This is a genomic window from Trueperella sp. LYQ141 (assembly GCF_046599555.1).
Lineage (GTDB): Bacteria > Actinomycetota > Actinomycetes > Actinomycetales > Actinomycetaceae > Trueperella.
Genome location: NZ_JBKIWQ010000007.1, coordinates 122,153 through 144,593 on the forward strand (window position 1 = coordinate 122,153; position 22,441 = coordinate 144,593).

The following is a 22,441-nucleotide window of genomic DNA, read 5'->3' on the forward strand; positions in this document are numbered from 1 at the left end:
ACGCATGTGGCATGCCGGGTGTGTAATCTTGTGTGCGTTGTGACGTATTCGTACAGAAAGAAATGGTTATTCATGGGGAAGAAGATTCTCTTACCCTGATTTCGTCTATATTGACCTTTACGTTCCTGCTCAGTGCTTGCAGCTCGAAAGACAATATAGCCGGTGACTATGCACTCGTATCAATCACCGAAGGTAGCAAGACGTTTACTGCAAAAGATATAGGTGAGAGAGGCAAAAAATCCATTTTGAGATCAAAGCCGACGGTACGGGCAGCGCGGAGTTTGATGGCTTATCGAAGAATTTTACATGGGAGGCCGTTTCCGATACGGAAATCGAACTGATCCTTGCTGATAGAACGCAAGCCAGCTATCCCGAAAAGAATGTCGCTGTCTGTCGTATTGTTAAAATCAGGGTGAATTCACGAACGCTGTCGTGAAACGCTTTGACTATAACGACGATTTTCAGATGGTGCTTAAGAAGAAGTAGCGGATGCAGTAGATCCTTTCAGATCGGAGAACCGCTCAGATAGGCGAAATCCCCGTGTGTTTGGTGTTATTTTCTAGCGTCCTTTAGGCTTTACCCTGTGCAGCGCGTCTAATGGATGATCCCGGTGGCACGTGTTGTGGCTTTTGTTTTTCAAATTGGGAAAGGATTATTCATGGGGAAGAAGATTCTTGCGCTGATTTCCTGCGTATTTGCAATGTCATTCTTGCTTACTGGTTGTGGTGGAAAAGATGACGCAGGTGCCGATAGCGCGAAGATTGTCGGTACGTGGGTGGTAGATGAACTATCTGCTAGCGGTCAGACGTTGACCGCCGAAGATGCCGAAAAAGCGGGTCTGGATATTAGCTTTGAGTTTAAGGCAGATGGCACGGGTGTTGCCTCAGCAATGGGTCAGAAGGAGGATCTGACCTGGAAAGCATCTGGCGATAGCGTTGATATTACGGTTAAAGGTAAAACACAGACCGCAACGCTTAAAGACGATCGTCTCGTAATAGAAAATGCAGAAGCTGAAGCGCAGATGAAGCTCAAGAAGAAGTAATTGGAGCTTCCGGCGGTGAGCTAGAGGATGGTGGTGCGCCATTATCTGGTGCATTCGTTTTTGCGAGATCCTTTACGCTTACCTGTAGTGGCGCGCATAGTGGAGAACTCTGTGCGCGCCATATTTTTATCTTCGCGAAAGGAAAAGATTGTTCATGGGGAAGAAGATTCTTGCGCTGTTTTCGTGCATATTTGCCTTTACGTTCTTGCTTAGTGGTTGTAGCTCGAAGGATGAAAGTGGTAGCGCTCCTGAGAAGGGCACGCAGACGGAGACCAGCGAGCCAGCGGAAACCGCCAAGCCGGGTGAACAAATGGTTGGTGTGTACGCATTAGAGTCAGCCGTTGAGGGCGGTAAAAAGATCGATGCGAAGACGCTTGGCGAGAAGGCTGACCAATTCAAGCTTGAGATCAAGGCTGACGGCACTGGAAACGTCAAGTCCTCAGGTAAATCAGTGCAATTCACCTGGAAAGCTCTTTCTGATACGGAACTCGAGATGACCGCGGATGGGAATACATCTCGTGGTGAATTCAAGGATGGTACCTTAACGTTCGTTGAAGATGATCTTCAGTTGACGTTCAAAAAGAAGTAATCTCTGACGTCATTTCCAGACTCATCTGGGCGTATGCGATACGGCATACGCCCAGATTGTATTATTCGGCGCAGGTTAAGCCGTCGCTTCGCTCAGTTCACCATCGCGGATTTCGTAGACTCGATCGCAGTAAGGGATGAGTCGAGTATCGTGAGTCACCATGACGATTGCGGCTTGCGTTTCATGGGCTAGATCGCGCAAGAGTTCAGCGGTTGCCAGTGCGCGTTCGGTATCCAAAGCGGCGGTTGGCTCGTCGGCTAAAACTACTGATGGCTGATGAAAGAGGGCAGCGGCGATAGCTACTCGTTGCCGCTCCCCACCGGAGAGATCGGCAGGATATTTATCGGCCAGATCCGCCACTCCGAGCTGGTCAAGCATGGCAAGGATACGCTCGTTATCTGCCCGATCTTTGGTTACTTTCCCATGTAGTTGGAGCTGTTCGCGCACGGTGAGGAATGGGACCAAAGATGAGGATTGGGTGACGAAACCGAGGTTGCGGAAGCGGGCCGCGCTACGGGCTTTGGTGTTTGCCGTCGTGATATTTTCACCGGCGAGGAATACTTCGCCGCTCGTTGGGGTTTGTAGCCCACCAATGATGGTCAGGAACGTCGATTTGCCGGACCCTGATGGGCCAATAACCGCAATGAATTCCCCGCGTCCGGCTTGAAAATGCGTCTCTTTTAAGGCATGAATCGTCTGGGATCCTTGCTGAAAATCTTTTGTAACGCCGCGTAATTCAATCATGGATTGGTTGTTATTCGACGGGTTCATGCGTTCATCGCCTCCAAGGGGTCAACGCGAGAGATGATGGAGATCGGGAAGATACTGCCAATTAAGGTAAAGACGATAAAGGCAATACTTACGGCGGTAAATAGCAGCGGATTGACGGCGAAAGGAACTTTGCTGCTCAGAGCAATCCCGCTGGCAACGGCGGCAAGTAAGCCGAGCCCGACTCCGACCACAGTAATCAACAGTGTGTGAATCGCTCCTGATCGGGCCAGATATGACGTCGGGATACCTTGGGCTTTCATCACGCCAAAGACGTGTTTCTTTTGCAAGGTCAGAACATACATGAAAATGCCGAGGACTAAGCTCAAAATGGCGATCAATGCGCCGATCATCAGACCGAAGGTGAGATATTGGGCGCGATACCCGGGCAGTTCGTCAATGAATTTTTTGGTACTCAGCGTTACCAGGTGTGCGTCATTTCCGTGATACTGAACGGCAGCATTTTCGTCGGTACTTACCACTGCGTTGACCAGGCGCGTGCCGCTGGGGAGCTGTGCGGCTTGGGAAAATAGTGCGGGGCTGAGGAAAATGACGGGTGCGGCTTGGAATCGAGCGTGATCGACGAAGCCAGAAATCGTAACGGGAGTGCTGATATGGGGGATAGATAGTGAGGAGCCGACGTGGTAGCCCGAGCGTTGCAGGGTGCTATCAGCGAGCACCTGTGATGGGCTAGCAGGAGCGGTTCCGCTGCTGGGTTCGGGAATCAGGAAAGAGTCAACGTCGGTAGCGAAAAGATAGACGTTGACGCGGGCATCTGTGCTGTTATCGAGAGCGGGAACGGCAGTGGCTGTTACTTGCCACAGTGCGCTAGAGCTGGGATCGTATTCTAGCTGTGCGGCATCCATTCGGGAGGCCAGGGCGTTGGCGTTGGATTCCTCAGTTAGGGTAATGCTCTGAGCATTCCAGCGGGTGAGTACTTCGGTGTAGGAGCTGGCTAACCCATAGGCCAGGCCGGTAAGGAAGTACACGACATAACTGAGCAGAAAGACGACGGCACAAATTGCCAAGAATCTGACCTTGGCATGTCGGATTTCTCGTAATGCTAGAAACACAGGAACGCCATTCTTACAAAAGTAGATGAACCGGACACCGTGAGCATAATGGGGTGCTTCGAGGTGCGGCAAGGGTGTATCTCACGATTCGCCGACAGCGTGCGGTAGGGGCGTGAGCTAGTGGGTTGCACTGTGCGCGATGGATTTTGGGGTGGCTCGGCTCGGGATTCGGGTAGTGCGTGTGATGGGGGGGGATGGATTATAAGTGGGCAGCGTGTGCGATGAGGTGGCTGTAGCGGGCGGTGGGGAGATGGTTTGCCGCATGAGTGATAGCGCGTGTGTTGAGTGAGGATAGGTGGCAGGGCAAGGCGTGCTGCAGTATTTTCGGCAACGTGGTTGGCGTGTAGGAAAGGGCGCCATACGAGAGGCGCCGATAGCAGGCTCTGGGCGTGCCAGATTCTCGCATGCCCCGTTGAGAACCCCACGCAATGTCTGGCTATGCTCGCCATACGAGCTGCCGTGCTGGGCGCGCGTGATCGGGAAATATGGCTGGGTGTAAAAGGGGTAAACGTGTTCGGGGGTTAGCAGGATCTCTTTCCTGCTAACCCCCGAACCGAGCAGCGCCAGCCCTCGCAGCCTTCCCCGCTATTCAGCGGCGATTGCTTCGAGCGGCGAGACCCGCGCAGCGGATCGAGCCGGCAGCAAGGCCGCAAGATAGGCCGTCACGCCAGCTACCCCAATAATGCCGAGGATCCACTGCCACGGGAATACGAAATGAGCCGGCAGTTCCGCTCCCTGGGTCAGCGTGAAGGTTCCGGCCCAGCCTTCGACAACCCCTAACGTCACGCCGATAATAACCGCGCTGAAAACCGTCAGTAGCGCCTCCACAGAAATCATCCGGCGCATCTGTGGGCGGCTGTATCCCAAGGCGCGCAACAGCCCGGATTCTCGTCGGCGTTCAATAACTGACAGTGCCAAGGTATTCGATACGCCCACAATGGAGATAATGACGGCAGCCCCGAGCAACCCCAAAACGATAAACATTAACTGGTCGAGAATTGTTTCGTAATGCACGCGATCTATCGCGCTTGCCGACAACGTAATATCCGTTCCAAGCGAGCGCAACTGCGCCGATAGCTGGGATAGATCGCTGAGGGTAACAGAATCCGAGACTCTGAGAATCGCCGCCGAGTGGGTGTGGAACCGCGCCACATCCTGCGGATTTGCCCACAGGATATTCTCACCGAAACCGCGCAGTTCATGGACGGTAAGCTGAACCTGCGTTGCGCCTTGGCTGACCGTGATCTGCTGACCGTCAGCGACCCCAAAAATCCCTGCATTTGAGGTAAAGACGGTACCAACCTCAGGGACGGGAAGCGAACTGCGCGCCAGTTTCGTCACGGAGGTATCGTCGGCCAACAAAATAGCAGTTAATGCGCTGCTCGTATCGGTCGCGGCGGCATGCTCGGATTCCGTGGATGTACTATCGGCGATCTGCGGCGGCGCAATGGCACCTGCAGCATTCTCCGATAGATCCACCGCACTGACCGTGGCAGCCGGTGTGATATGCATCCGCTCAACCCCGTCGAAATGCGCAACCGGAGCTAACTGCTCGGGCGTGAGATCCTCGCCAGTAACAACAAAATCAAAAGGCCGACGAGTATCCAACTCTTGGATCAGGGATTCCTCCATTGAGGTTTTCCCGACGATAACGCAGGTCACGAGCCCAATGCCAACGATGAGGGCCGCTGCGGTGGCAACCGTTCGGGAGGTATTGCGCAAGAGATTCGATACGGCGAGGCGCGCGGTCGTTCCACGATTGCCCCCAATGGCGGCGGTAGCGCGAATAAGAGCGGGAATGATGTACCGGCTCACAATAACCGTCGCGATAAACAGTAATGCTCCAGAAAATACGGCGGGGATGAGCATATTGTTGCGAATACTTTGCGCTAATACGGCAGCGGAGGCGAAGAAGAAAAGCCAGGCCAGGGCCAGGCGTCCGTATCGGATCCGAGAGTTTTCTCGAACCATATCGACTGGGCGTAGGGCTGCCATCGGCGATACACGAGTTGCCCGTCGGGCCGGATTTAATGCACAGACCACCGTCAGCACTAAACCAACAATAAAAGCGGCAACGATAGAGCCCATTAAGCCGTGTAGATCCGGAGCGAGATTGAACATTGGGAATAATATGAACGTCACCGCCACCCCGAGGATACTGCCGAAAATAGCGGAGATAGTTCCGATGAGAGCCGCCTCGTTGATAACCATTCGGCGAATTTGAGCGCGAGTTGCCCCCAGGCAGCGAACTAAGGCCAAATCCCGAGTTCGCTGGGCGATGAGGACGTGGAAGGTCAAGCTCACCACGATTGAGGCCACAATCAGCGCGATAAGAACAAAACCGAGCAGCACGGTTTTCAGGGTGTCGTCATTGCCCGTCATCTTATTAATGGAATCTTCGGTGTATTGCGCTGCCGTCTGGATCTTATCGGGAGTGATATTAAAACTGCGCATCTCCGGTAGCTGCTGCAAGAAGCTCGCTAGTTGTTCAGCATTGAGGGAATTCGACGAAACGAGGATATTGGAATAGAAAAAAGATCCAGGAATAGCGGCGCGAATATCCTTATCGAGCATGGTGGCCGAGGGCAACATGCCAGGGACGTCATCGTCATATATTCCGGTAATCCGATAGGTATTGGCCGAATGATCTGCGCCCTCAAGGTAGACCGTATCCCCGATGGAAACCTCAAGAGTTTCTGCGGTGGAAGATCCTAAGGCGATTTCTCCGGAGGTCGTAGGCATCTGCCCGGAGGTGAGCTCTTGCCAGCGTTGTTCTGGGCTAATAACGCTACCAATCTCGGCAAAGGTAAGAGCGTGAGCTGAGCGCAGCTCTGCCCCTAAACTCGTCGTAATATCAGCCTGGGAAACTTCGGGGTGTTCTCGCAAAGTTGCGGGCAATTGCAGGCAGTGCGGGTCGTTATCGGTGGTACTTGGTGAATCTGCACAGGTCATGATGACGGATGTGTGTTGCACCTGGTAGGCCGTAGCTTGAACTAAGGAATTATTGATGGAGTTCGATAAGCTCAGCGTGACGATGATAAAGGCGACCGACATTGCCACTGCAATAACTGTGGCTACTAGCCGTCCGGGTTTACGTCGCAGATTACTCCACAGCACATTGTTCATTGCAGATCACCTCGTGGCTGGCACGGAATCGGAGACGATATTGCCGTCTTCCATCCGAATGATTCGATCAGCTACCGCTGCCGCGTCGCTATCGTGAGTGACCATGAGAACGGTTTGACCGAGTTCGTCAACGGCACTGCGCAGGAGCCCGAGGACTTCTTTTGAGGAGACGGAATCAAGATTTCCGGTGGGTTCGTCGGCAATGACGACGGCAGGGCGGCTCAGCAGGGCGCGAGCTACGGCGACTCGTTGCTGTTGCCCGCCAGAAAGTTCATGTGGGAAATGGTGGAGACGATCAGCTAAACCGAGATTGGTGATGAGCTGGTCGAACCAGGCGCTATCAATACGGGCGCCGGACATACGCAAAGGTAGTTCGATATTTTGCCGCGCGTTCATAGTGGGTAAAAGATTGAAACTCTGGAATACGTAACCGATCCGGTCGCGGCGGAATTTCGACAACGCGGTATCGTTCATCGCGGTAATATCCTCACCGCCAACGATAACCTTTCCGGAGGTGACGCCATCTAAACCGGCGACGCAGTGGAGGAAAGTGGATTTTCCTGAGCCGGATGGGCCCATGAGGGCGGTGAATTCCTCGCTGCGAATATCAATATTGACGTTATTGACAGCGACGACGGTTGCCTCGCCGCTGCCGTAGACCTTGGTCAGATTCATGGTGTGAATTGCCGGCTGGGATCCGGCGGATACTGGGTATGGAAAAGTGCTCATAGCGCCAGGTTAAGGCGGGTATGTGGGTGTACTTTCCGCCGTCGGTATGATTTTCGGGAAAATGGCTCGTGAGCTGGGCGCCAAATAATGGCATGTGCGACTTGAGGCGGATGGGGGGGGGTAGCTCTTGTGCTGCTCTCGGCGGAGTATGCGGTGGCACGGCAGCCTTTGGGCGCCGACGTTGAGAGCACTAGGATGGATTGCGTGTGTGGCAGATATGCATTGTGGAGTGCGCCGGAGGAAATATGTGCGCACTTTGACGTGGAGCGCGTGGTTGACCCTATCCCACAGCCCTCGTGGAATATTGCTCCTAGCCAGCACATATCGGTGATTGTGGATAGGTTTGTTGAGGCTGGTCTTTCGCATAAGCAGCCCGTCAACCAGAATAATTCGGTTCCAGGCCCGAATAGCCAGGTTGGCAACCAGGATAATCCGACCCTTCCCGCGAATAATTCGGCTTTATCGCGCACAATCCAACGCCAACTGCGGGCAATGGACTGGGGTTTTCTCCCGTCGTGGGCACAGCCAGAAACTCGGAACATGATAAATGCCCGCGCTGAAACCCTGACGGAAAAGCCATTTTTCAGAGAAGCGGCGGCGCTGTGCAGGTGCCTCATCCCAGCTAACGGGTATTACGAATGGCAGCGGGCAACGCGGCAGGTGCAGGGGACGCACGGCTCAGCAGTGAAAATCCCGTGGTTTCTTTCCGGTGGAACGGATGATCCGGTACTGGCTTTTGCTGGGGTATGTTCTGTGTGGCGAGGTGGGCCAGACCAGCCGTGGCGGAGCACGGCAGCAATCATAACCAGACCCGCACCAGATGCGATTGGGCACATCCACGAACGTAGCCCGCTGCTCATTCCGCAGTATATGTGGGATTCGTGGCTTGACCCGAGGAAAACGGATCTTATTGAAGTACGCCGTTTAATAGCGGATATTCCGCAGCCAATTTTCCAACCTCGCCTGGCAGCGCCGCAGATCGGCGATATTACCTATAACACCCCAGAAGCGGTGCGTGATCCGGCTATGCGGGCCCGCGTTGTTGCAGCGGCAATTATGCGGCATCGAAATACGACCTCGGGCAGGAGGGTCGAACTACTAGCCGCCCAGCGTTCCTATCCAGAAGAACTGCGCGGAAAGTGGGAGTTACCGGGTGGAAAGATAGAACCAGGGGAAGAACCTCATCGCGCCTTAGAACGCGAGATCCGCGAGGAGCTCGGGTGCGGATTGTTCATTGAAGAACGAGTGCTCTGCCCGCAAAGCGCTGATGGTGCATGGCCAATTCTCGGTGGTCGGCAAATGTTGGTGTGGAGCGCTCAGGCAGATGGTCAGCCGCAGGTTGGTTCCGGGCATATCGAGCTGCGCTGGGTTGATGAGCAAACGTATTCCGATCTTGATTGGCTCGCGCCAAACCGCCCTATCGTCGATGCGATTTTTCATAGCACGTGGTCGCAGACGATTCCTGGGTTGTAATTAATATATTTTTGGGATCTATGTGCTGTAGATTCTGCGCATATCGGCGGGTATGTTCCAGTGCTACAACCCGTTGCCACAGCCGCACTTTCCCAATATAAGGAGATATTGCATAGTGGCATACGTGTAAAGAGATATTGGAATGTCGCTCTGTGCGTCAGTTATTAATAGGGGTGCTGAGTGAACGCATTACCTTGAGGCGCATAGAGTAATGTGGATACCACATGCTGGCCATCTGAGCAGGGTAAAGGTGCTTTTTATGTCTCAGACAATAGCTTCTGAACGTGGCGTTGAGGTGTATCTTGGTGCGGATATTGGTGCGACGAGTTCGAAGGTTGTGGCGGTATCGAAGGATGGTCAGGTACGTGCCTACGCGCGCGGTGCTGGAGGTAATATTCGCTCGTCTGGGACGCGAGCTTTAGATAATATCTTTGACGCAATTGCTGACGTATGTGCTGCGCTCCCCGGCGCTACGATTCTTGGCGCACACCTGGGGATTGCAGGGGCTGGTCCGGCCCGCTGGGAACATATCAATGCGGAATGTCAGCGTCGCTGGGAGCAACTAGCTGCCCAGATAAACAGTCAACTAGCTACCGAGCTAAACACTGGGATCACCAATCGACTAGCTGTTGCGAGGGAAAGTCAGACAGGCGGCGGGATAACTCCCAAATACCACTTTGACCCAATACGTATTTCCCAAGATCTCGACACCGCTTTTGCGGCAGCATCGCAGAGCGGAAATGGAATCCTCGTATTAGCTGGAACTGGAGCAGTTGTTGCTCAATATCAGAATTTTTCTCTGACCAGACGATGTGACGGAATGGGGTGGCTACTGGGCGATATTGGCTCAGCCACCTGGATCGGGATCCAGGCACTTCAGGCTGTTGCCGCCGCATTGGACGGGCGAGGACCGCAGACCCTGCTAACTCAGGAGGTTCTGAACCACTGTCTAGCAATACGCTGTGAACAGGAGCGATACTCGGATCAAGGCGCGAGGAAACAGGCTAATATGCCGATGGGCGCGGGTGCGGATGCTCAGGATCTGAGGCAAGATCTTATTGCCTACGTCGATCAGGTAAATCCAGCAGAATTTGGTCAGTTTGCGCCAATAGTGTGTGAGCATGTAGATGACGCAGTATGTGTCGAAATCGTATCGCAGGCTATTACTGGGATATGCCGTAGCGTCGCTGCCGTTTGCGACACAGAGGTGCGCAATGAGGATATGGTCTTGACGGGTGGATTGCTCTGTGAGGGTGGACCGCTTCGTGATCGGTTATCGGCAGAGTTATTGCGTCGGTATCCGGGGCTTCACCTATGTGATAGTGTGCCGCCGATTGTGGGGGCGCTACAGCTTGCGTCCGAAGGCCATCTAGATCGCACGGTTTTAACTGCCCAGATAGCTGAACATACGCCCTTTTCCTAAGCCCGCCTGCGCAAGAAGAACGTGAGACAACTACTTTTGAAGAATAGTTTGCGTCAACCACGAAAGTTGCCGGCGGATCTGGTAAGTACCCCCGCCCTCATGCCCATTGAAATGATAAACCGCTATCTCATGTGGTCCGTTGTACCAGTTTTTCATGGCGTAAACCGTTGAGGGCGGGCAGACCATATCCATTAGTGCGGTTGAGAATAATGCTGGTGCAGTAGCTCGCTTAGCCATATTAACCACATCAAAATAGGACAATGTGTGATAAACCGCTTCGCGACTATCGCGATTGACGGATAAGAACCGCACGATCTCCGCCCACGGTTGAGCTCCCGTCAGCCCAATTGAACGTTCGATATGGCATAAGAATGGCACGTCGGCCATAACTGCCCGAATATCGGGATGCAGGGCTGCCGCCGTGATCGCTAACGCCCCGCCCTGGCTTCCACCAGCAGTAATAATCTGTTGGGGATCAACATCAGGAATATGGGCGAGTGTGCAGACTGCGTGGTGAGCATCGGTGAACAACCGACGATAATAGTATTCGTCAGGATTGAGGATACCGCGCGTCAAACATCCGGACGTTGCTGGCCCGCCGCCGTCACAATCACGGGTGTTTCCTCCCGAGCCAAAGCCGCCACCTTGCCCCCGATTATCGACGATGAATTCCGCAAAGCCGGCACTGGCCCAGATGAGATTCTCTTCTGGGAATCCGCGCCCGCCCCCGTACCCAATAAAGCGCACGATGACGGGGTGAGGCCCAGGCGTAACGGGAGTGATAAGCCATGCGGCAATGGGTGTACCTCCAAAACCAGGAAACATCACATCTCGCACTCGCACGCTACGTAGGCGGCTCGGGTAATCCGTTATCTGAATATGTTGCGGATCGAAGGGGTTTTCTGCGAGAGTTCGCCGCCAAAAGTCATCAAAATCCTGTGGTTCTCGCACCGTCGGTCGATATGTTTCCAACTGATCGAGACTCATATCAAAGAACGTCATGAGCATATCTCCTCATCTGCAGTTATATGAAACAATGCCGCGATAGTCTGATCTGTCACGGTGGATAAGGTCTTTGGAGAATACGTGAAAACGGATGCCGTGATGGTGAGATAGCTGAAAGATATGCAGCGGCGTTCGGGTATGCGCAGCGCTTCCCAATCCGAAGGTTGCTCACGCGCGAAGGTCTTACCAAAACGGAGCGTCACATAGTTTCCTAATATCTCGAGGCAGTGCCAGAGATAGGCGATTAAGTAGCTAAATTGTATTGGGGACGAAGCGTGTGGATGTGTGCCGTAGCAAAATACTTTGCCCGCCCACAAGCGCCGGATTGGAGGAGGAAAGACGGTGGCAGACATTAGTGTGCCTATTCCACCTTGGTATTAAAACGCTTCGAGGCCACCGCGCGACGTGTCTCATCAAGAGCGGAGAGGGATTGTTCGAGGCGTTTTTGGGCGACACCGACGAATAGGCAATCGACAACGGTGAGCTGGGCGAGGCGAGATCCGGTGGCGGCGGAGCGGAACGTCGTTTCCATTGCTGCGGTGGTTAATACATTGTCGGCTAAAGCTGCAAGGGCGGAGCGGGGGGAATTAGTGATAGCTACAGTACAGGCGCCGCGTTCGGCGGCGACGGTGAGGGATTCGATCGTGTCGGCAGTATTGCCGGAGTGGGAGATCGCAATGGCAACGGCATGCTCATCCAGCAGTGAAGCGGAAGTCAAAGCCTGGTGCGGATCAGTAAAAGCAAAAGAAATCATGCCGATCCGGTGCAGTTTTTGCTGAAGATCCATGGCCACTAGCCCAGAGGCTCCTACCCCAACAATCTCAATCCGGTTGGCAGCAATCATGGCATCTACGACTCGCTCTAATGTGGGTAAGGATAGGGATTTCGCGGTATCCTCCACTGATCGCGCGTCAGCATAGGCGATCTTCTCTACAGCAGATAACAGGGTATCTTCTGGGGAAATATCGGTATCACCATGAAATCGCTCTTGGGCTTCGGAACGGGCACCCAATTCCACGGCGAGTGCCAGCCGCAGTTGGGAGTAGCCGCCAGCGTGAATCTCTCGGCAAAAACGGACGATGGTGGTTTCTGAGACGCCAACCGCGTCAGCCAGCTCAGAAATCGTCATTGCGGCAGCTTTCTTTGGATGTTCCACAATGAGGGAGCCAACCCGTGCCATAGCTGGTTGCATACTGGGTAATAGACCACGAATACGGGTGGTGAGTGGCACGCGGTTGTTGACGAAATCTTCGGTGGAGGTCTGTGGTGTCACAGTTATCTCCCTTCTTTCTTTTCTGAGCTATTTCTTTGACGGTGAGCGCAGATTGTGCTGTTAGGTATGGTCAGCCAACACATATAGCCTCGTGATATTGGCATTATCTATGAGAGATAGCGTATTTGTCGCAGGAATAGAGTAATAATTCGGGGTCAATCCAATCTTTGAGTTGTTCGTCGTGGAGAAATTCGTCAATATCACGCGGTTTCATCTCTGCTAGACGGTTGCGTAGATGGCTGTTGCCCCACATGAGGTCAATAAAGTACGGCGTTTGGGGGCCGGAGTCTTCCCAGGTGGGTTCGTTCCAGGCGAAGTCGTGGCTGGCTAAGTGGCTCATGAGGTAAAGGGCGGTGCGCAAGGGGTGGATCGTATATGGATCGGTGACGTGGAGTTGTACGCCAGATATGGCTTGACCGGCCCATTTGCTCATGACGGGAGTGAACCATGTAGGGCGAAAACGCACGCCAGGCAGTTGGTAGGCGTTCAATTGTTCGGCAAGTTGCTCGCTTGCCCACGGTGCTCCAATTAGCTCAAAGGGGCGAGTTGTGCCGCGTCCTTCGGAGATATTTGTGCCTTCGCATAGCGCTGTCCCGTTAAAAACGAGAGCGCTTGTTGGATGAGGAAGATTTGGTGAGGGCATGACCCAGGGCAATCCGGTGTCTTTCCACAGCATATTGCGTTGCCATCCGTGCATTGTGAGGACGTGAAGATCGGCAGCGGGTCGTCCTAGTTGTGTGTCGTAGGCAGCAACAAAACGGGCGATCTCTCCAATGGTTAAGCTGTGTCGGATAGGGATATTCGCTCGCCCAATAAACGAGGAATATTCTGCCTGGCAGCCTGGCCCGTCTATCTGTCCGCCAAGTGGATTTGGTCGATCAAGAACGACGATTGGCAGGCCCAATTCGGCAGCGCTGCGCATAACGTCAATCATGGTTGAGGCGTAGGTGTAGTAGCGAGTTCCCACGTCAGGCAGATCAATGAGGAGGAGATCAATATCTAGTTGTGTGATCGCGGCTTGTAACTGAGAAGCGCTGAGGTGATAGGTATCAATAACAGGTAATCCGGTGCGTGGATCAACGGTATGGGATTCGGATTCTCCGGCCTGAGCGGTGACGTGTAAGCCGTGTTCTGGGCTGAATAGTGCGCACAGTGGAGCGCCGTCTTGCCATAATGCCTGAGACGTTAAAGTGAGATCGCTCGTTACAGCCGTATCGTTGGTGACTAATGCCCACCGTGTTCCAGGCAGTTGGCGTAGATCGCTGCGTAGAACGTCAATACCTAACTGAATTTTCGGTGCGTGGCTCATAGTGTGCCTCTCGTGGAAATTCCCATAGTGTATCCGCGATACGTGCCGCTTTCGTGGGTGTGGAGGGTGTGGAAGCCGAGTTTGCGATAGAACGCGACAGCGCGGGTATTGCGTGCGCCCACTCCAATTGCGATACCAGGGGCGAAAGGGGCAACGGCTTGCCGGAATGATTCAATGAGTTTTGAACCCCAGTTGCGACCTTGGACGACGGGCAGCATGTCGATATGGAATTCAGCAGGGTAATCCGTATGCCAGGGGGCTACCATCGACTGTGGATCGTAGCCTTTAGCGATGAGTGCGCGCTCGCGTGCGGGAAGCTCTGCGCTAGGTAGACCGTAACGGCGGCGCAAATATGCGATCCAATGTGTATCCCACCAGCGGGCAAAGTCTGGCACATTAGCGACGCCGACGATATACCCAACAGCTTGACCGTCAACGTCAAGAATATGAACTAGCTCGGGGGCGTACTCCAGGTAGGGGTAGGTGTATATATCGGGCAAAATCTGTTCGTTGACATATAGGCCGGTAGCGTCAGAACCAGAATCGCCGGTGCGGATACAGATATTGCCCAGCGCCTCTCGATCTGCGTGCCGATAGGGGCGAATGTGTATGCGAGGATCGCCGCCATATTGCAGATCAAGGAGTGCTGTAGTGTCCTCGCTTAGTGGGCCGGCCGAGTTATGAGCTGTGTAGGGGCTGGCACTGAGGCGGGGATCAAGAGTGGGAGTGGGTAATTGAACAGGGGTGGATCCGAGCGCCGCGCCGGCGATGAGGACATCGCATAAGGCGCGGGCCACGGCAGGAATATCCCCGAAAGTGAGTAAGGTTGGGATCCCGCGCGGGATGAGCATGGAGTCGTAGGGGGAGCGCGCACAGATCACGAGGTCCACTCCGGCTGCGATGTGTTTTTGCACCTGGGCGGCGACATCATCACATCGCCACGCATCGCGGATAATCACAATGCGTTGTGGGCTGGTGTCCCGCTGAATACGATCTGACGTGTGAGTGCCTGACGGCTGGTTGGCGGATTGTATCGGGTCGTCGAATTGGTGACAGGTGACGGAGAAACCAGCGGCGCTGAGTTGTGAGCACAGCTCTGCGGGGACGTCTTCAACGCCGCGACCAATACTCGGTGGAAGCCGATCATGGGAGATATGGATGGGGCGTTGCGGATCAAGCCGAAAACGTGCGCTGCGTTCTCGCCAAGCGATAGCATCGCGGATCGCTCGAAAGGCTGTTCGGGAATGTTTTGTGCGCGTATCTATTTCCGCCGCTGGGTTGAGTGCAGGTGCCGTTGGCGGGGTATGCGAAACGAGTGTTGCTGGATTGTTCAGTGATACGTCGGTTGAGGTAGGCGGAGCTACTTGAGATGGGCTGTGGGAAATGCGGTACGGCTCATCTGCCTGGGTGCCCGATTCTGCGTGAGTCTGCGATGTGCTAAAGGTTTCGGGGTAGCTAGTGTGATGGGTGTGCGGCTGCATCGCACACGATGGCTCAGCGAAAAGTCCGAGTCGTTTTTTGAGTTGGATAATACGGTGAGCCGAGGAGCGAAGTGCGGATTCATCCAGTTCTCCGCAGTCAACCGCATGCACAATTGCGGTGATTGCTCCAAGCGGATCACGTGGCATGAGTAGCTGATCGACACCGGCAGCCAGTGCCTCCACGCAAGGATGTTGGGCGCTTCCTGGGAGGTGGGCGCCACCCATATCGAGCGCGTCGGTGATGATAACGCCAGTGAAACCAAGCTGGGTTCGCAAAATATCGGTGATGATTGGTCGGGAGAACGTGGCCGCACCCCCGCGCGGATCCAGAGCTGGGGCGGCCAGATGCCCGATCATCACGGCGTCTACGCCAGATGAAATAGCGGCGGCAAACGGAAGGACCGCAGCTCGTTCCCACTCCTCGCGTGTGGTCACGAGCTGCGGAAGCTGTGAATGTGAGTCAACAGTGGTCTGGCCGTGCCCGGGGAAGTGTTTAACGCAGGTTGCGAGTCCGGCGTCGTGATAACCGGCAATAGCGGCGGTTACTTGATCGGCCACAATATGCGGATCAGAGGAGGGGGAGCGCAAACCAATAACCGGATTGCGGGCTTCGCTGTTAACGTCGGCATCTGGCGCATACACATGATTAATGCCGACGGCACGTAGCTCCTCACCGGAACAGCGAGCCAGATAGCGGGTGCGTTCCAGGTCGGCTAAAGCGGCGACTGCCATCGCGGAGGGCCATCGGGTGGCAGGCTCTCTCATTCGGGTAACAAGCCCGCCTTCTTGGTCAATGCTGAACAGGAGAGGCGTCTGCGAGCTGGCGGCTAATGTGGCAAGTGTTCGGCGGATTTCTTCGGGTTGCGCGCCAGCGTCACCAACCGGAAAATAACATACCCCGCCGATGTGATGCTGGCTGATAAGGGCAGCAACATCGTCCACGCTATCGGAAAAACCATAAGCTCCATCCGTATGATGGCCGACGGAGACGCACAGCAGTTGCCCAACAACGCGGGCTAGCTCCCAGTCATTTATATCCGGGCAGGGCGGCTGCGTGAGGGCATTATCGGGCTGGCACTTTTGCCCGGTAGTGCCCACGTCGGGGCTATCTGGCGCTGCATAAGATAGCGAATCTGCGGCGGATGATGGCTTGCCGTTCGGTTCGTGTGCCTTTCCGACTGGCGAGCTCATGATTGCCCCGCAAATTCGTGAGCAATTTCGGCGCGCAGCTTGCCGTGGTTTGCCGGTTCTGGCGCGGCGGCAAGCAGAGTTTTTGTGTACTCATGTTGTGGATGAAGGATGACCTCGTCAGACGGACCGTATTCGACAATATCGCCCTTGTACATCACCATGATCTCGTCGGAAAAGTGCCGTGCGGTAGCTAGATCATGCGTGATATACAAAACCCCTAAATTTTCTTCGCGTTGCAAGCGGGCCAGGAGATTGAGAACGGACAACCGGATAGACACGTCCAACATGGACACCGGCTCGTCGGCAATGAGATAAGACGCACCGGGGGCAAGTGCCCGGGCAATGGCCACGCGCTGCCGCTGCCCGCCAGATAATTCATGGGGGCGACGCCGTGCGATATCGGCTGCTGGTTCCAGATTAACTCGAGTGAGTAGCTCTGCCACGGCGTGCTCAACCTCGCTGCGGGTACGTGCTTTTTTATGAAGCCGCAACGGGCGTTCTAGATGGTGAGAGATGGAGTGGAACGGGTTAAGTGAAGCGAATGGATCTTGGAAAACCATTTGCACCTTGCGCAGATAATCATTTGCTGCTCTGCCGTGAACAGTGGATTCAATCCCGTCAATCGTTATCGAACCGCTAGTGGGTTTTTCCAGACGTAAAATCATTTTGGCGATTGTTGATTTACCTGATCCGGATTCCCCAACGAGTGCAATTGTTTTTCCAGGTTCTATAGTGAAAGAGACGTCTTTGACGGCATGTAGCGTTGATGAGCGCAATCCTTGCCGGATTTTGAAGTCTTTACTGACATGGGTCACGTTAAGCGTCATGTCTGCCTCCTTCTTCTCCGCTACGAACGAACCCGCCACGCTCCCCGAATAAGGATGGGAAGGATCGCAGGAGCTTCTTCGTGTAGTCGTGTTGAGGATTTTCGTAGATGTTGCGGGCTGTGTTCAGCTCTACGATCTGCCCATCTTTCATGATGGCTATTCGGTCGGAAATTTCTAGGAGCATGGGCAGGTCGTGGGTGATAAAGACGACGGCGAAGTTGAATCGTTCACGCAGGCGCATGATTTCCCGCAGAATTTCACGTTGCACCACGACGTCAAGTGCGGTGGTGGGTTCGTCCATAATCATGACTTGTGGGTGTAGTGCCAGCGCCATTGCGATCATAATGCGCTGACGCATTCCGCCGGATAGTTCGTGTGCGAAGGCGCTGAGTCGAGCGGGATCGACGCCGACGAGTCGGAGTAATTCTTGCGAGGAGGCCAGTTTTTCGGCATTGCTCATCTGGGGGCGGTGTGTGGAAAAGACGTCAAAGAGTTGCCGTTTGACGGAGATGACGGGATTGAGGGCGTTCATTGCACCTTGAAAAACCATTGAGATTTTATCCCAGCGGAAGGTGCGCAGTTCTTCGTCAAGTAGTCGGGTGACGTCAATATCTTCGCCGGATTGGTCGTGGAAGATCACCTCGCCACTATTTAATAGGGCTGGAGGTTTGAGAAGGCGAGTCATGCCGTAGGCAAGGGTGGTTTTCCCGCAACCAGATTCGCCTGCTAATCCAAGGATTTCACCGCGGCATAGCGTGACATCGACGTTGCGAACTGCATGGACGGGTGGATCGACTTGATAGGTCACGTTGATGTTGGTTGCGGTTAGTACTGGAGTGCGGGTGGCCAGATATTCCGCATGATCCGGTGTGGTCAGTGGGGTGTAACTCATGAGGACCTCCCAGAGGTGAGTGAGCGAGCCGCGTGTGCGGCATTTTTGCGCTCGCGTCGCAGTTGCTTTTCCGCTTTGCGAATTTGACGTACCGCGTGGGGTGCGTTGCGGAGTTTCGGATTGATCGTCTCGTCAATGGCGAAATTAATAAGGGATAGCCCGCAGCCGAGCAGGGCGATCATGAGTCCAGGTGGTACGAACCACCACCATGCTCCGACGTGGAAAGCGTTCTGTACGGAGGCTTGGTTGAGCATTGTGCCCCATGTGATTGCGCCGGAAGGTCCGAGCCCAAGGAAAGAGAGTCCTGCTTCTGACAAGATGGCTAGCACCACTGCGGAGAGGAATTGTGCGGTCAGTAGTGGTAGGAGATTTGGCAAGATCTCAACGAGGATAATGCGGTGGGTGTGTTCGCCGGATACTCGTGCGGCAGCAACATAATCCCGATTTCTTAAGGATTTTGCTTGGAGTCGTAGCACGACGGCCGATCCAGCCCACGAGGTGAATCCGAGAACGAGGGCGATCATCCACATGGAACGACTTTCCAAGTAGGAGGCGATAACAATAACGAGGGGTAAACCTGGGATGACGAGCATGATGTTGGTGACGAGAGATAGTAGTTCGTCAATAAGCCCGCCAGTGTATCCTGCGACGATGCCGAAGAAGAGGGATAGGCAAACAGCAATGAAGCCAGCAGTGAGCCCGACGAGGATTGATCCGCGTGCGCCTTCAGCGAGTTGTGCCAGTAGATCAGCTCCGAGGTTATTTGTGCCCAGTAGGTGTTCGCCTGATGGGGGGAGGAATGTGCCGGCGGTGTAGTCGCGCGGATCTTGGGTGAAGAATTCGCCGAAAATGGCGAATAGTAGGACGAATGCTGTCAGGATGATCCCGAGTCCGAGTTTTACATCGAGGCGGGCATATCGGCGTTTGCGATGTTTTGTTTGCTGCTTAGGGGTGCCGGTTGTTACGGCGTGAGCCGTATGCGGGTGAGTAGTTTCGGTTGTGCTATGCGTCCTCTCCTTGGTGCTTGGAGTCGTGTCGGGCGCGGGAGTTGGCGTACTGAAATTTTTGTAGTTAGACATTGCTTCGTGCCCTCGGATCAATCAGACCATAGACCAAGTCCATGATGAAGTTGGCAGCTAGGACCGTTACGGTGATGACCAGGAATACGCCCTGCATGAGGGCGAAGTCTTTATCTTGTACGGCATTAATCATGAGTTTTCCGATGCCGGGGTAGGTAAAGACTTGTTCCATGACGATTGAGCCGGCGACGACGAATCCTAAGCTGATACCAAAGGCTGCCATGGAGGGCAGTGCCGCATTGCGGGCGGCGTACCAGAAGAAGATGCGGGATTTGCGCAGTCCTTTTGCTTCGGCGGTAACGACGTAGTCTTCTGACAGTGCGGAAACCATCATATTGCGCATACCAAGTACCCATCCGCCGACGGAGGCGATGATGATGGTTAGGGCGGGCAAGATCGCATGGTAGATGGCTGATTGGATGAATGGCCAGGACATTTCGGGGCCGGCGGGGAAATCTCGCAGTGAATATCCGCCGATAATGGGGAACCATCCCAATGCAACAGAGAAATAGGCGACGAAGATAAGGGCAAGCCAGAAGTAGGGGACAGATTGGAGAAGAGTCATGCCGGGGATAAGTGCGTCGGCTTTTGTGCCGCGTTTCCATCCGGCATACGCTCCAATACCGACGCCAAGGATGAAAGAGATGACGGTGGCGGTGCCAACGAGGATAAGTGTCCAGGGTAAGGCGTCGGCGATGAGTTTTGTGACTGGAGCGGGAAATTTGGTAACGGAGACGCCCAGATCTCCGTGGATGAGATTGTTCAGATATTGGCAGTATTGATCCCAGATTGACATATTGCTCGTTCCGAAAACGAGGTCAATGGAGCGTTCCATAGCTGGGGTGATTTCGCCGCCGCGGAGCATGAGTTTTTCGATGAATATGCTGCGCGGATCTCCGGGCATGAGACGCGGGAGGAAGAAGTTGAGGGATACCGCTGCCCAAAGAGTAATGAGGTAAAAGGTGACACGCCGCAGGTAATACTTCACGGTCTTAGTCCTTTCACATCCGCTGGTGAATACGCGCAGAGGGGTCTGCTGTGCAGACCCCTCTGCAGTGCGATTACTTGTAGGTCAAGTGCGAGAGTACGTAGCTTGCCGAGATGCCGTCCCAGGATGCGGGGAAGGCGTAGAGGTTATCTTTTGTCGGCCAGCCGTCGAAGTCGGCTTGGTTGTAGAAGGTCTGGGAGCCGCCGTGGAACATCGGAATGTAGGGCAGGTCATCCAGGATGGCTTCTTGGATCTCGCCGTAGGCTTGTTTCTTCACTGCTTCGTCGTTTGTTTGGGCGGCGCGGGCGATTGCCGCGTCTACGACGGGGTTGGAGTAGCGAGCAAAGTTTGTCTGCTTGGGCTCAAGCGGTGTACCGACAGCGGTGGTGTAGTTTGTTGTGAAACAGTTGCGGTAGATCGTGTATGGATCTGAGATCGGCGTTCCGAAGAGCGCGGAGACGATCATTTCGTACTTTCCGACCTGACGCATATCGGTGTACTGGTCGAGTGTGACGGTTTCGGTGTGTACTTCGATGCCGGCTTTCTTGGCGTGTGCTGCCATGAGTTCGGCAGCCGCATTGGAATCGCCCCAGCCTTCGACGGAGGCGAGCTTGAAGGAGGCGCGTACTCCGTCTTTGGCGTAGATGCCGTCAGCACCGAGGGTATATCCGGCATCTTCGAGAACTTTCTTGGCTGCGTTGACGTCGGCATGTTCTGGTAGGCGGGTTGGCAAGCCGTCTTTGATCCAGTGGTCATCGCGTCCAGGCAGGGTGAAGGTTGGGGTGTCGATAGTGGCGTGACCGTAGTATGCCTTGTCGTTGATTTCTTTGCGGTCAAGCGAAAGTGAGAAGGCTTTGCGCACAGCTTTGTCGGTCTGGGCACCCGTACACCCTAGTTGTGCGTTCGAGCAGGTCAGGACGGTAATAGGATTGGGAGACATGAGGAGGAGGTATCCGAGACGGTTGTCTGCTTGAAGCGGAGCGGGGTCGGGTACAAACATTGTGGAATAGTCGAGTTGCTGGGCTTTGAATAATGATTCAGCCGAGGAGTTTCCGTTAATGCCGAGGTATTGGACTTTGTTGATTTTTGGTCGCTCGGGATCCCAATACTTCGGGTTTGCTTTCATGGTGTAGGAAGCGTCGGTAAAGGTATCAAGCATAAATGGGCCAGTGCCGACGGGATTATCTGTATTGGCGAATGTGACGAGATCGCTCAGCTTGCTAAAGATGTGTTTGGGAACGATGTAGTTAGCGCCGAGGAGTGCATATTCGTTGGTGTATGAGGGACTTGTGAAGGTCAGCGTGACGGTGGAGGCGTCTTTACTGGTTACGGAGTTGATGTAGTCGAGTTTTACGGCGTCATTGGTAAAGGAGTAGATGACGTCATCGACGGTGAAATCTTGCCCGTCGTTCCACTTAACTCCGCTGCGGATTTTAATGTCTAGGGACATGCCGTCGTTAGACCAGGTGTAGGACTCTCCGAGGAGCGGGATGGGGGCTTGCGCGACTGCTTTGTTGTAGTAGAACAGTGGCTCGTATAGCGAGCCGAGTGTGCCTGCTAGGGAGGTGGGTGAATAGGGGTTGAAGTTGGCTACGATGGGGGTTTGTGCGCCGGCGAAGATCGCGAGGGCGGGGCCATCTGCTGAATTGTCGTTGGATTTGCTATCGCCGCCGCCACAGGCAGCGAGCATGGCGACTGCGCTGGTTGCTGCGATTGCGCGGATGAACGTTTTCCATGACTTTCTCGAAAACATCTTTGTTCCTCTCGAAAATGAAGCGCCTTAGATCGCGCTGTAGATCTGCGCTGTGAGGGTGCAGTGGTCGTGCGTGGTTGTTGGGCGTTGACGCACTGCGCGCTCGATGTCTGACCTTAAAAACGAGTCTAGAGAGTGAGATATATCGCGTCAAGTATTTACGTAGATTTCTTTCATTGGTTTATAAATTTACATCGACCTAGAAAGGGTATGCGTCCTTAAGGAGAAAAGTTTGATTTTGTAAGGGGAATGTGTGCGCGATCGGAAAAATAGATGAGCTGACAAAAAGTCGTTGACAGGAATTAGGGTCCTGATGTTTAATGGCGGAGAACTCGTAATGTAAATAATTTACATTACGAATAGGGGTGAAATCCGGTCATATCTCGATCCACAAGGCCGTGGAGTGGGGTAATTACCGCG

18 protein-coding genes are annotated in these 22,441 nt (G+C 54.2%); 4 read left to right on the forward strand and 14 right to left on the reverse strand.

The features are described from left to right. Positions 1 to 658 precede the first annotated feature (658 nt). Both ACLHIJ_RS06805 and ACLHIJ_RS06810 read left to right on the forward strand, forming a co-directional pair. On the forward strand, positions 659 to 1,042 hold the full coding sequence (locus ACLHIJ_RS06805) for a lipocalin family protein (RefSeq protein ID WP_411296864.1): 384 nt from the start codon (positions 659 to 661) through the stop codon (positions 1,040 to 1,042). A 154-nt stretch (positions 1,043 to 1,196) separates the two neighbouring features. Next, positions 1,197 to 1,631 (forward strand): hypothetical protein, encoded by a 435-nt coding sequence (locus ACLHIJ_RS06810; RefSeq protein ID WP_411298779.1) that lies wholly within the window; start codon positions 1,197 to 1,199, stop codon positions 1,629 to 1,631. A gap of 75 nt (positions 1,632 to 1,706) precedes the next feature. On the opposite strand, the gene ACLHIJ_RS06815 is transcribed toward ACLHIJ_RS06810, so the two are convergent. The 4 genes from ACLHIJ_RS06815 to ACLHIJ_RS06830 form a co-directional block, all read right to left on the reverse strand. After that, positions 1,707 to 2,402, reverse strand: coding sequence for an ABC transporter ATP-binding protein (locus ACLHIJ_RS06815; RefSeq protein WP_411296862.1), 696 nt, complete (start codon positions 2,400 to 2,402; stop codon positions 1,707 to 1,709). Continuing rightward, positions 2,399 to 3,472 (reverse strand): ABC transporter permease, encoded by a 1,074-nt coding sequence (locus ACLHIJ_RS06820; protein ID WP_411296861.1) that lies wholly within the window; start codon positions 3,470 to 3,472, stop codon positions 2,399 to 2,401. Before ACLHIJ_RS06820 ends, ACLHIJ_RS06815 begins: the two co-directional genes overlap by 4 nt. Positions 3,473 to 4,057: 585 nt before the next feature. Next, positions 4,058 to 6,598 (reverse strand): ABC transporter permease, encoded by a 2,541-nt coding sequence (locus ACLHIJ_RS06825; protein ID WP_411298780.1) that lies wholly within the window; start codon positions 6,596 to 6,598, stop codon positions 4,058 to 4,060. A 6-nt stretch (positions 6,599 to 6,604) separates the two neighbouring features. Then, positions 6,605 to 7,327, reverse strand: a complete 723-nt coding sequence (locus ACLHIJ_RS06830) for an ABC transporter ATP-binding protein (protein WP_411298781.1) — start codon at positions 7,325 to 7,327, stop codon at positions 6,605 to 6,607. 153 nt (positions 7,328 to 7,480) lie between these two features. Here ACLHIJ_RS06830 and ACLHIJ_RS06835 point away from each other — a divergent pair, with 153 nt between their 5' ends. Beyond that, positions 7,481 to 8,800, forward strand: a complete 1,320-nt coding sequence (locus ACLHIJ_RS06835) for an SOS response-associated peptidase family protein (RefSeq protein WP_411298782.1) — start codon at positions 7,481 to 7,483, stop codon at positions 8,798 to 8,800. A 259-nt stretch (positions 8,801 to 9,059) separates the two neighbouring features. After that, the gene (locus tag ACLHIJ_RS06840) at positions 9,060 to 10,223 is read left to right on the forward strand and encodes an N-acetylglucosamine kinase (protein ID WP_411298783.1); all 1,164 of its coding nucleotides are present in this window, start codon (positions 9,060 to 9,062) and stop codon (positions 10,221 to 10,223) included. 30 nt (positions 10,224 to 10,253) lie between these two features. Here the strand turns inward: ACLHIJ_RS06840 and ACLHIJ_RS06845 are convergent, their stop codons facing one another. The 10 genes from ACLHIJ_RS06845 to ACLHIJ_RS06890 form a co-directional block, all read right to left on the reverse strand. Continuing rightward, positions 10,254 to 11,225, reverse strand: a complete 972-nt coding sequence (locus tag ACLHIJ_RS06845) for an acetylxylan esterase (RefSeq protein ID WP_411296856.1) — start codon at positions 11,223 to 11,225, stop codon at positions 10,254 to 10,256. Then, positions 11,222 to 11,431, reverse strand: coding sequence for a hypothetical protein (locus ACLHIJ_RS06850; protein WP_411296855.1), 210 nt, complete (start codon positions 11,429 to 11,431; stop codon positions 11,222 to 11,224). The genes ACLHIJ_RS06845 and ACLHIJ_RS06850 overlap by 4 nt, the downstream gene beginning before the upstream one ends. Before the next feature lie 158 nt (positions 11,432 to 11,589). Beyond that, complete coding sequence (locus ACLHIJ_RS06855) at positions 11,590 to 12,501, reverse strand: MurR/RpiR family transcriptional regulator (protein WP_411296854.1); 912 nt, start codon at positions 12,499 to 12,501, stop codon at positions 11,590 to 11,592. A 103-nt stretch (positions 12,502 to 12,604) separates the two neighbouring features. Further along, the gene (locus tag ACLHIJ_RS06860) at positions 12,605 to 13,810 is read right to left on the reverse strand and encodes an exo-beta-N-acetylmuramidase NamZ domain-containing protein (RefSeq protein ID WP_411298784.1); all 1,206 of its coding nucleotides are present in this window, start codon (positions 13,808 to 13,810) and stop codon (positions 12,605 to 12,607) included. Further along, positions 13,807 to 16,482, reverse strand: coding sequence for a glycoside hydrolase family 3 N-terminal domain-containing protein (locus ACLHIJ_RS06865; RefSeq protein ID WP_411298785.1), 2,676 nt, complete (start codon positions 16,480 to 16,482; stop codon positions 13,807 to 13,809). The genes ACLHIJ_RS06860 and ACLHIJ_RS06865 overlap by 4 nt, the downstream gene beginning before the upstream one ends. Then, positions 16,479 to 17,309 carry an ABC transporter ATP-binding protein gene (locus ACLHIJ_RS06870; RefSeq protein ID WP_411296851.1) on the reverse strand — a complete coding sequence of 277 codons (831 nt, stop codon included), beginning with the start codon at positions 17,307 to 17,309 and terminating at the stop codon, positions 16,479 to 16,481. Before ACLHIJ_RS06870 ends, ACLHIJ_RS06865 begins: the two co-directional genes overlap by 4 nt. After that, the gene (locus ACLHIJ_RS06875) at positions 17,299 to 18,201 is read right to left on the reverse strand and encodes an ABC transporter ATP-binding protein (protein ID WP_411298786.1); all 903 of its coding nucleotides are present in this window, start codon (positions 18,199 to 18,201) and stop codon (positions 17,299 to 17,301) included. The genes ACLHIJ_RS06870 and ACLHIJ_RS06875 overlap by 11 nt, the downstream gene beginning before the upstream one ends. Then, a complete protein-coding gene (locus ACLHIJ_RS06880; protein ID WP_411298787.1) occupies positions 18,198 to 19,280 on the reverse strand; it encodes an ABC transporter permease in 1,083 nt (360 codons plus the stop codon). Before ACLHIJ_RS06880 ends, ACLHIJ_RS06875 begins: the two co-directional genes overlap by 4 nt. Further along, a complete protein-coding gene (locus tag ACLHIJ_RS06885) occupies positions 19,273 to 20,268 on the reverse strand; it encodes an ABC transporter permease (RefSeq protein ID WP_411296848.1) in 996 nt (331 codons plus the stop codon). The genes ACLHIJ_RS06880 and ACLHIJ_RS06885 overlap by 8 nt, the downstream gene beginning before the upstream one ends. Before the next feature lie 73 nt (positions 20,269 to 20,341). Further along, on the reverse strand, positions 20,342 to 22,021 hold the full coding sequence (locus ACLHIJ_RS06890; protein WP_411296847.1) for an ABC transporter substrate-binding protein: 1,680 nt from the start codon (positions 22,019 to 22,021) through the stop codon (positions 20,342 to 20,344). Positions 22,022 to 22,441 lie beyond the last annotated feature (420 nt).

Coding starts and splice junctions, on each gene's coding strand:
- ACLHIJ_RS06830 (WP_411298781.1), bottom strand. CDS start 7,327: ATGAGCACTTTTCCATACCCAGTATCCGCCGGATCCCAGCCGGCAATT.
- ACLHIJ_RS06870 (WP_411296851.1), bottom strand. CDS start 17,309: ATGACGCTTAACGTGACCCATGTCAGTAAAGACTTCAAAATCCGGCAA.
- ACLHIJ_RS06805 (WP_411296864.1), top strand. CDS start 659: ATGGGGAAGAAGATTCTTGCGCTGATTTCCTGCGTATTTGCAATGTCA.
- ACLHIJ_RS06815 (WP_411296862.1), bottom strand. CDS start 2,402: ATGAACCCGTCGAATAACAACCAATCCATGATTGAATTACGCGGCGTT.
- ACLHIJ_RS06840 (WP_411298783.1), top strand. CDS start 9,060: ATGTCTCAGACAATAGCTTCTGAACGTGGCGTTGAGGTGTATCTTGGT.
- ACLHIJ_RS06845 (WP_411296856.1), bottom strand. CDS start 11,225: ATGACGTTCTTTGATATGAGTCTCGATCAGTTGGAAACATATCGACCG.
- ACLHIJ_RS06890 (WP_411296847.1), bottom strand. CDS start 22,021: ATGTTTTCGAGAAAGTCATGGAAAACGTTCATCCGCGCAATCGCAGCA.
- ACLHIJ_RS06880 (WP_411298787.1), bottom strand. CDS start 19,280: ATGTCTAACTACAAAAATTTCAGTACGCCAACTCCCGCGCCCGACACG.
- ACLHIJ_RS06825 (WP_411298780.1), bottom strand. CDS start 6,598: ATGAACAATGTGCTGTGGAGTAATCTGCGACGTAAACCCGGACGGCTA.
- ACLHIJ_RS06865 (WP_411298785.1), bottom strand. CDS start 16,482: ATGAGCTCGCCAGTCGGAAAGGCACACGAACCGAACGGCAAGCCATCA.
- ACLHIJ_RS06810 (WP_411298779.1), top strand. CDS start 1,197: ATGGGGAAGAAGATTCTTGCGCTGTTTTCGTGCATATTTGCCTTTACG.
- ACLHIJ_RS06860 (WP_411298784.1), bottom strand. CDS start 13,810: ATGAGCCACGCACCGAAAATTCAGTTAGGTATTGACGTTCTACGCAGC.
- ACLHIJ_RS06875 (WP_411298786.1), bottom strand. CDS start 18,201: ATGAGTTACACCCCACTGACCACACCGGATCATGCGGAATATCTGGCC.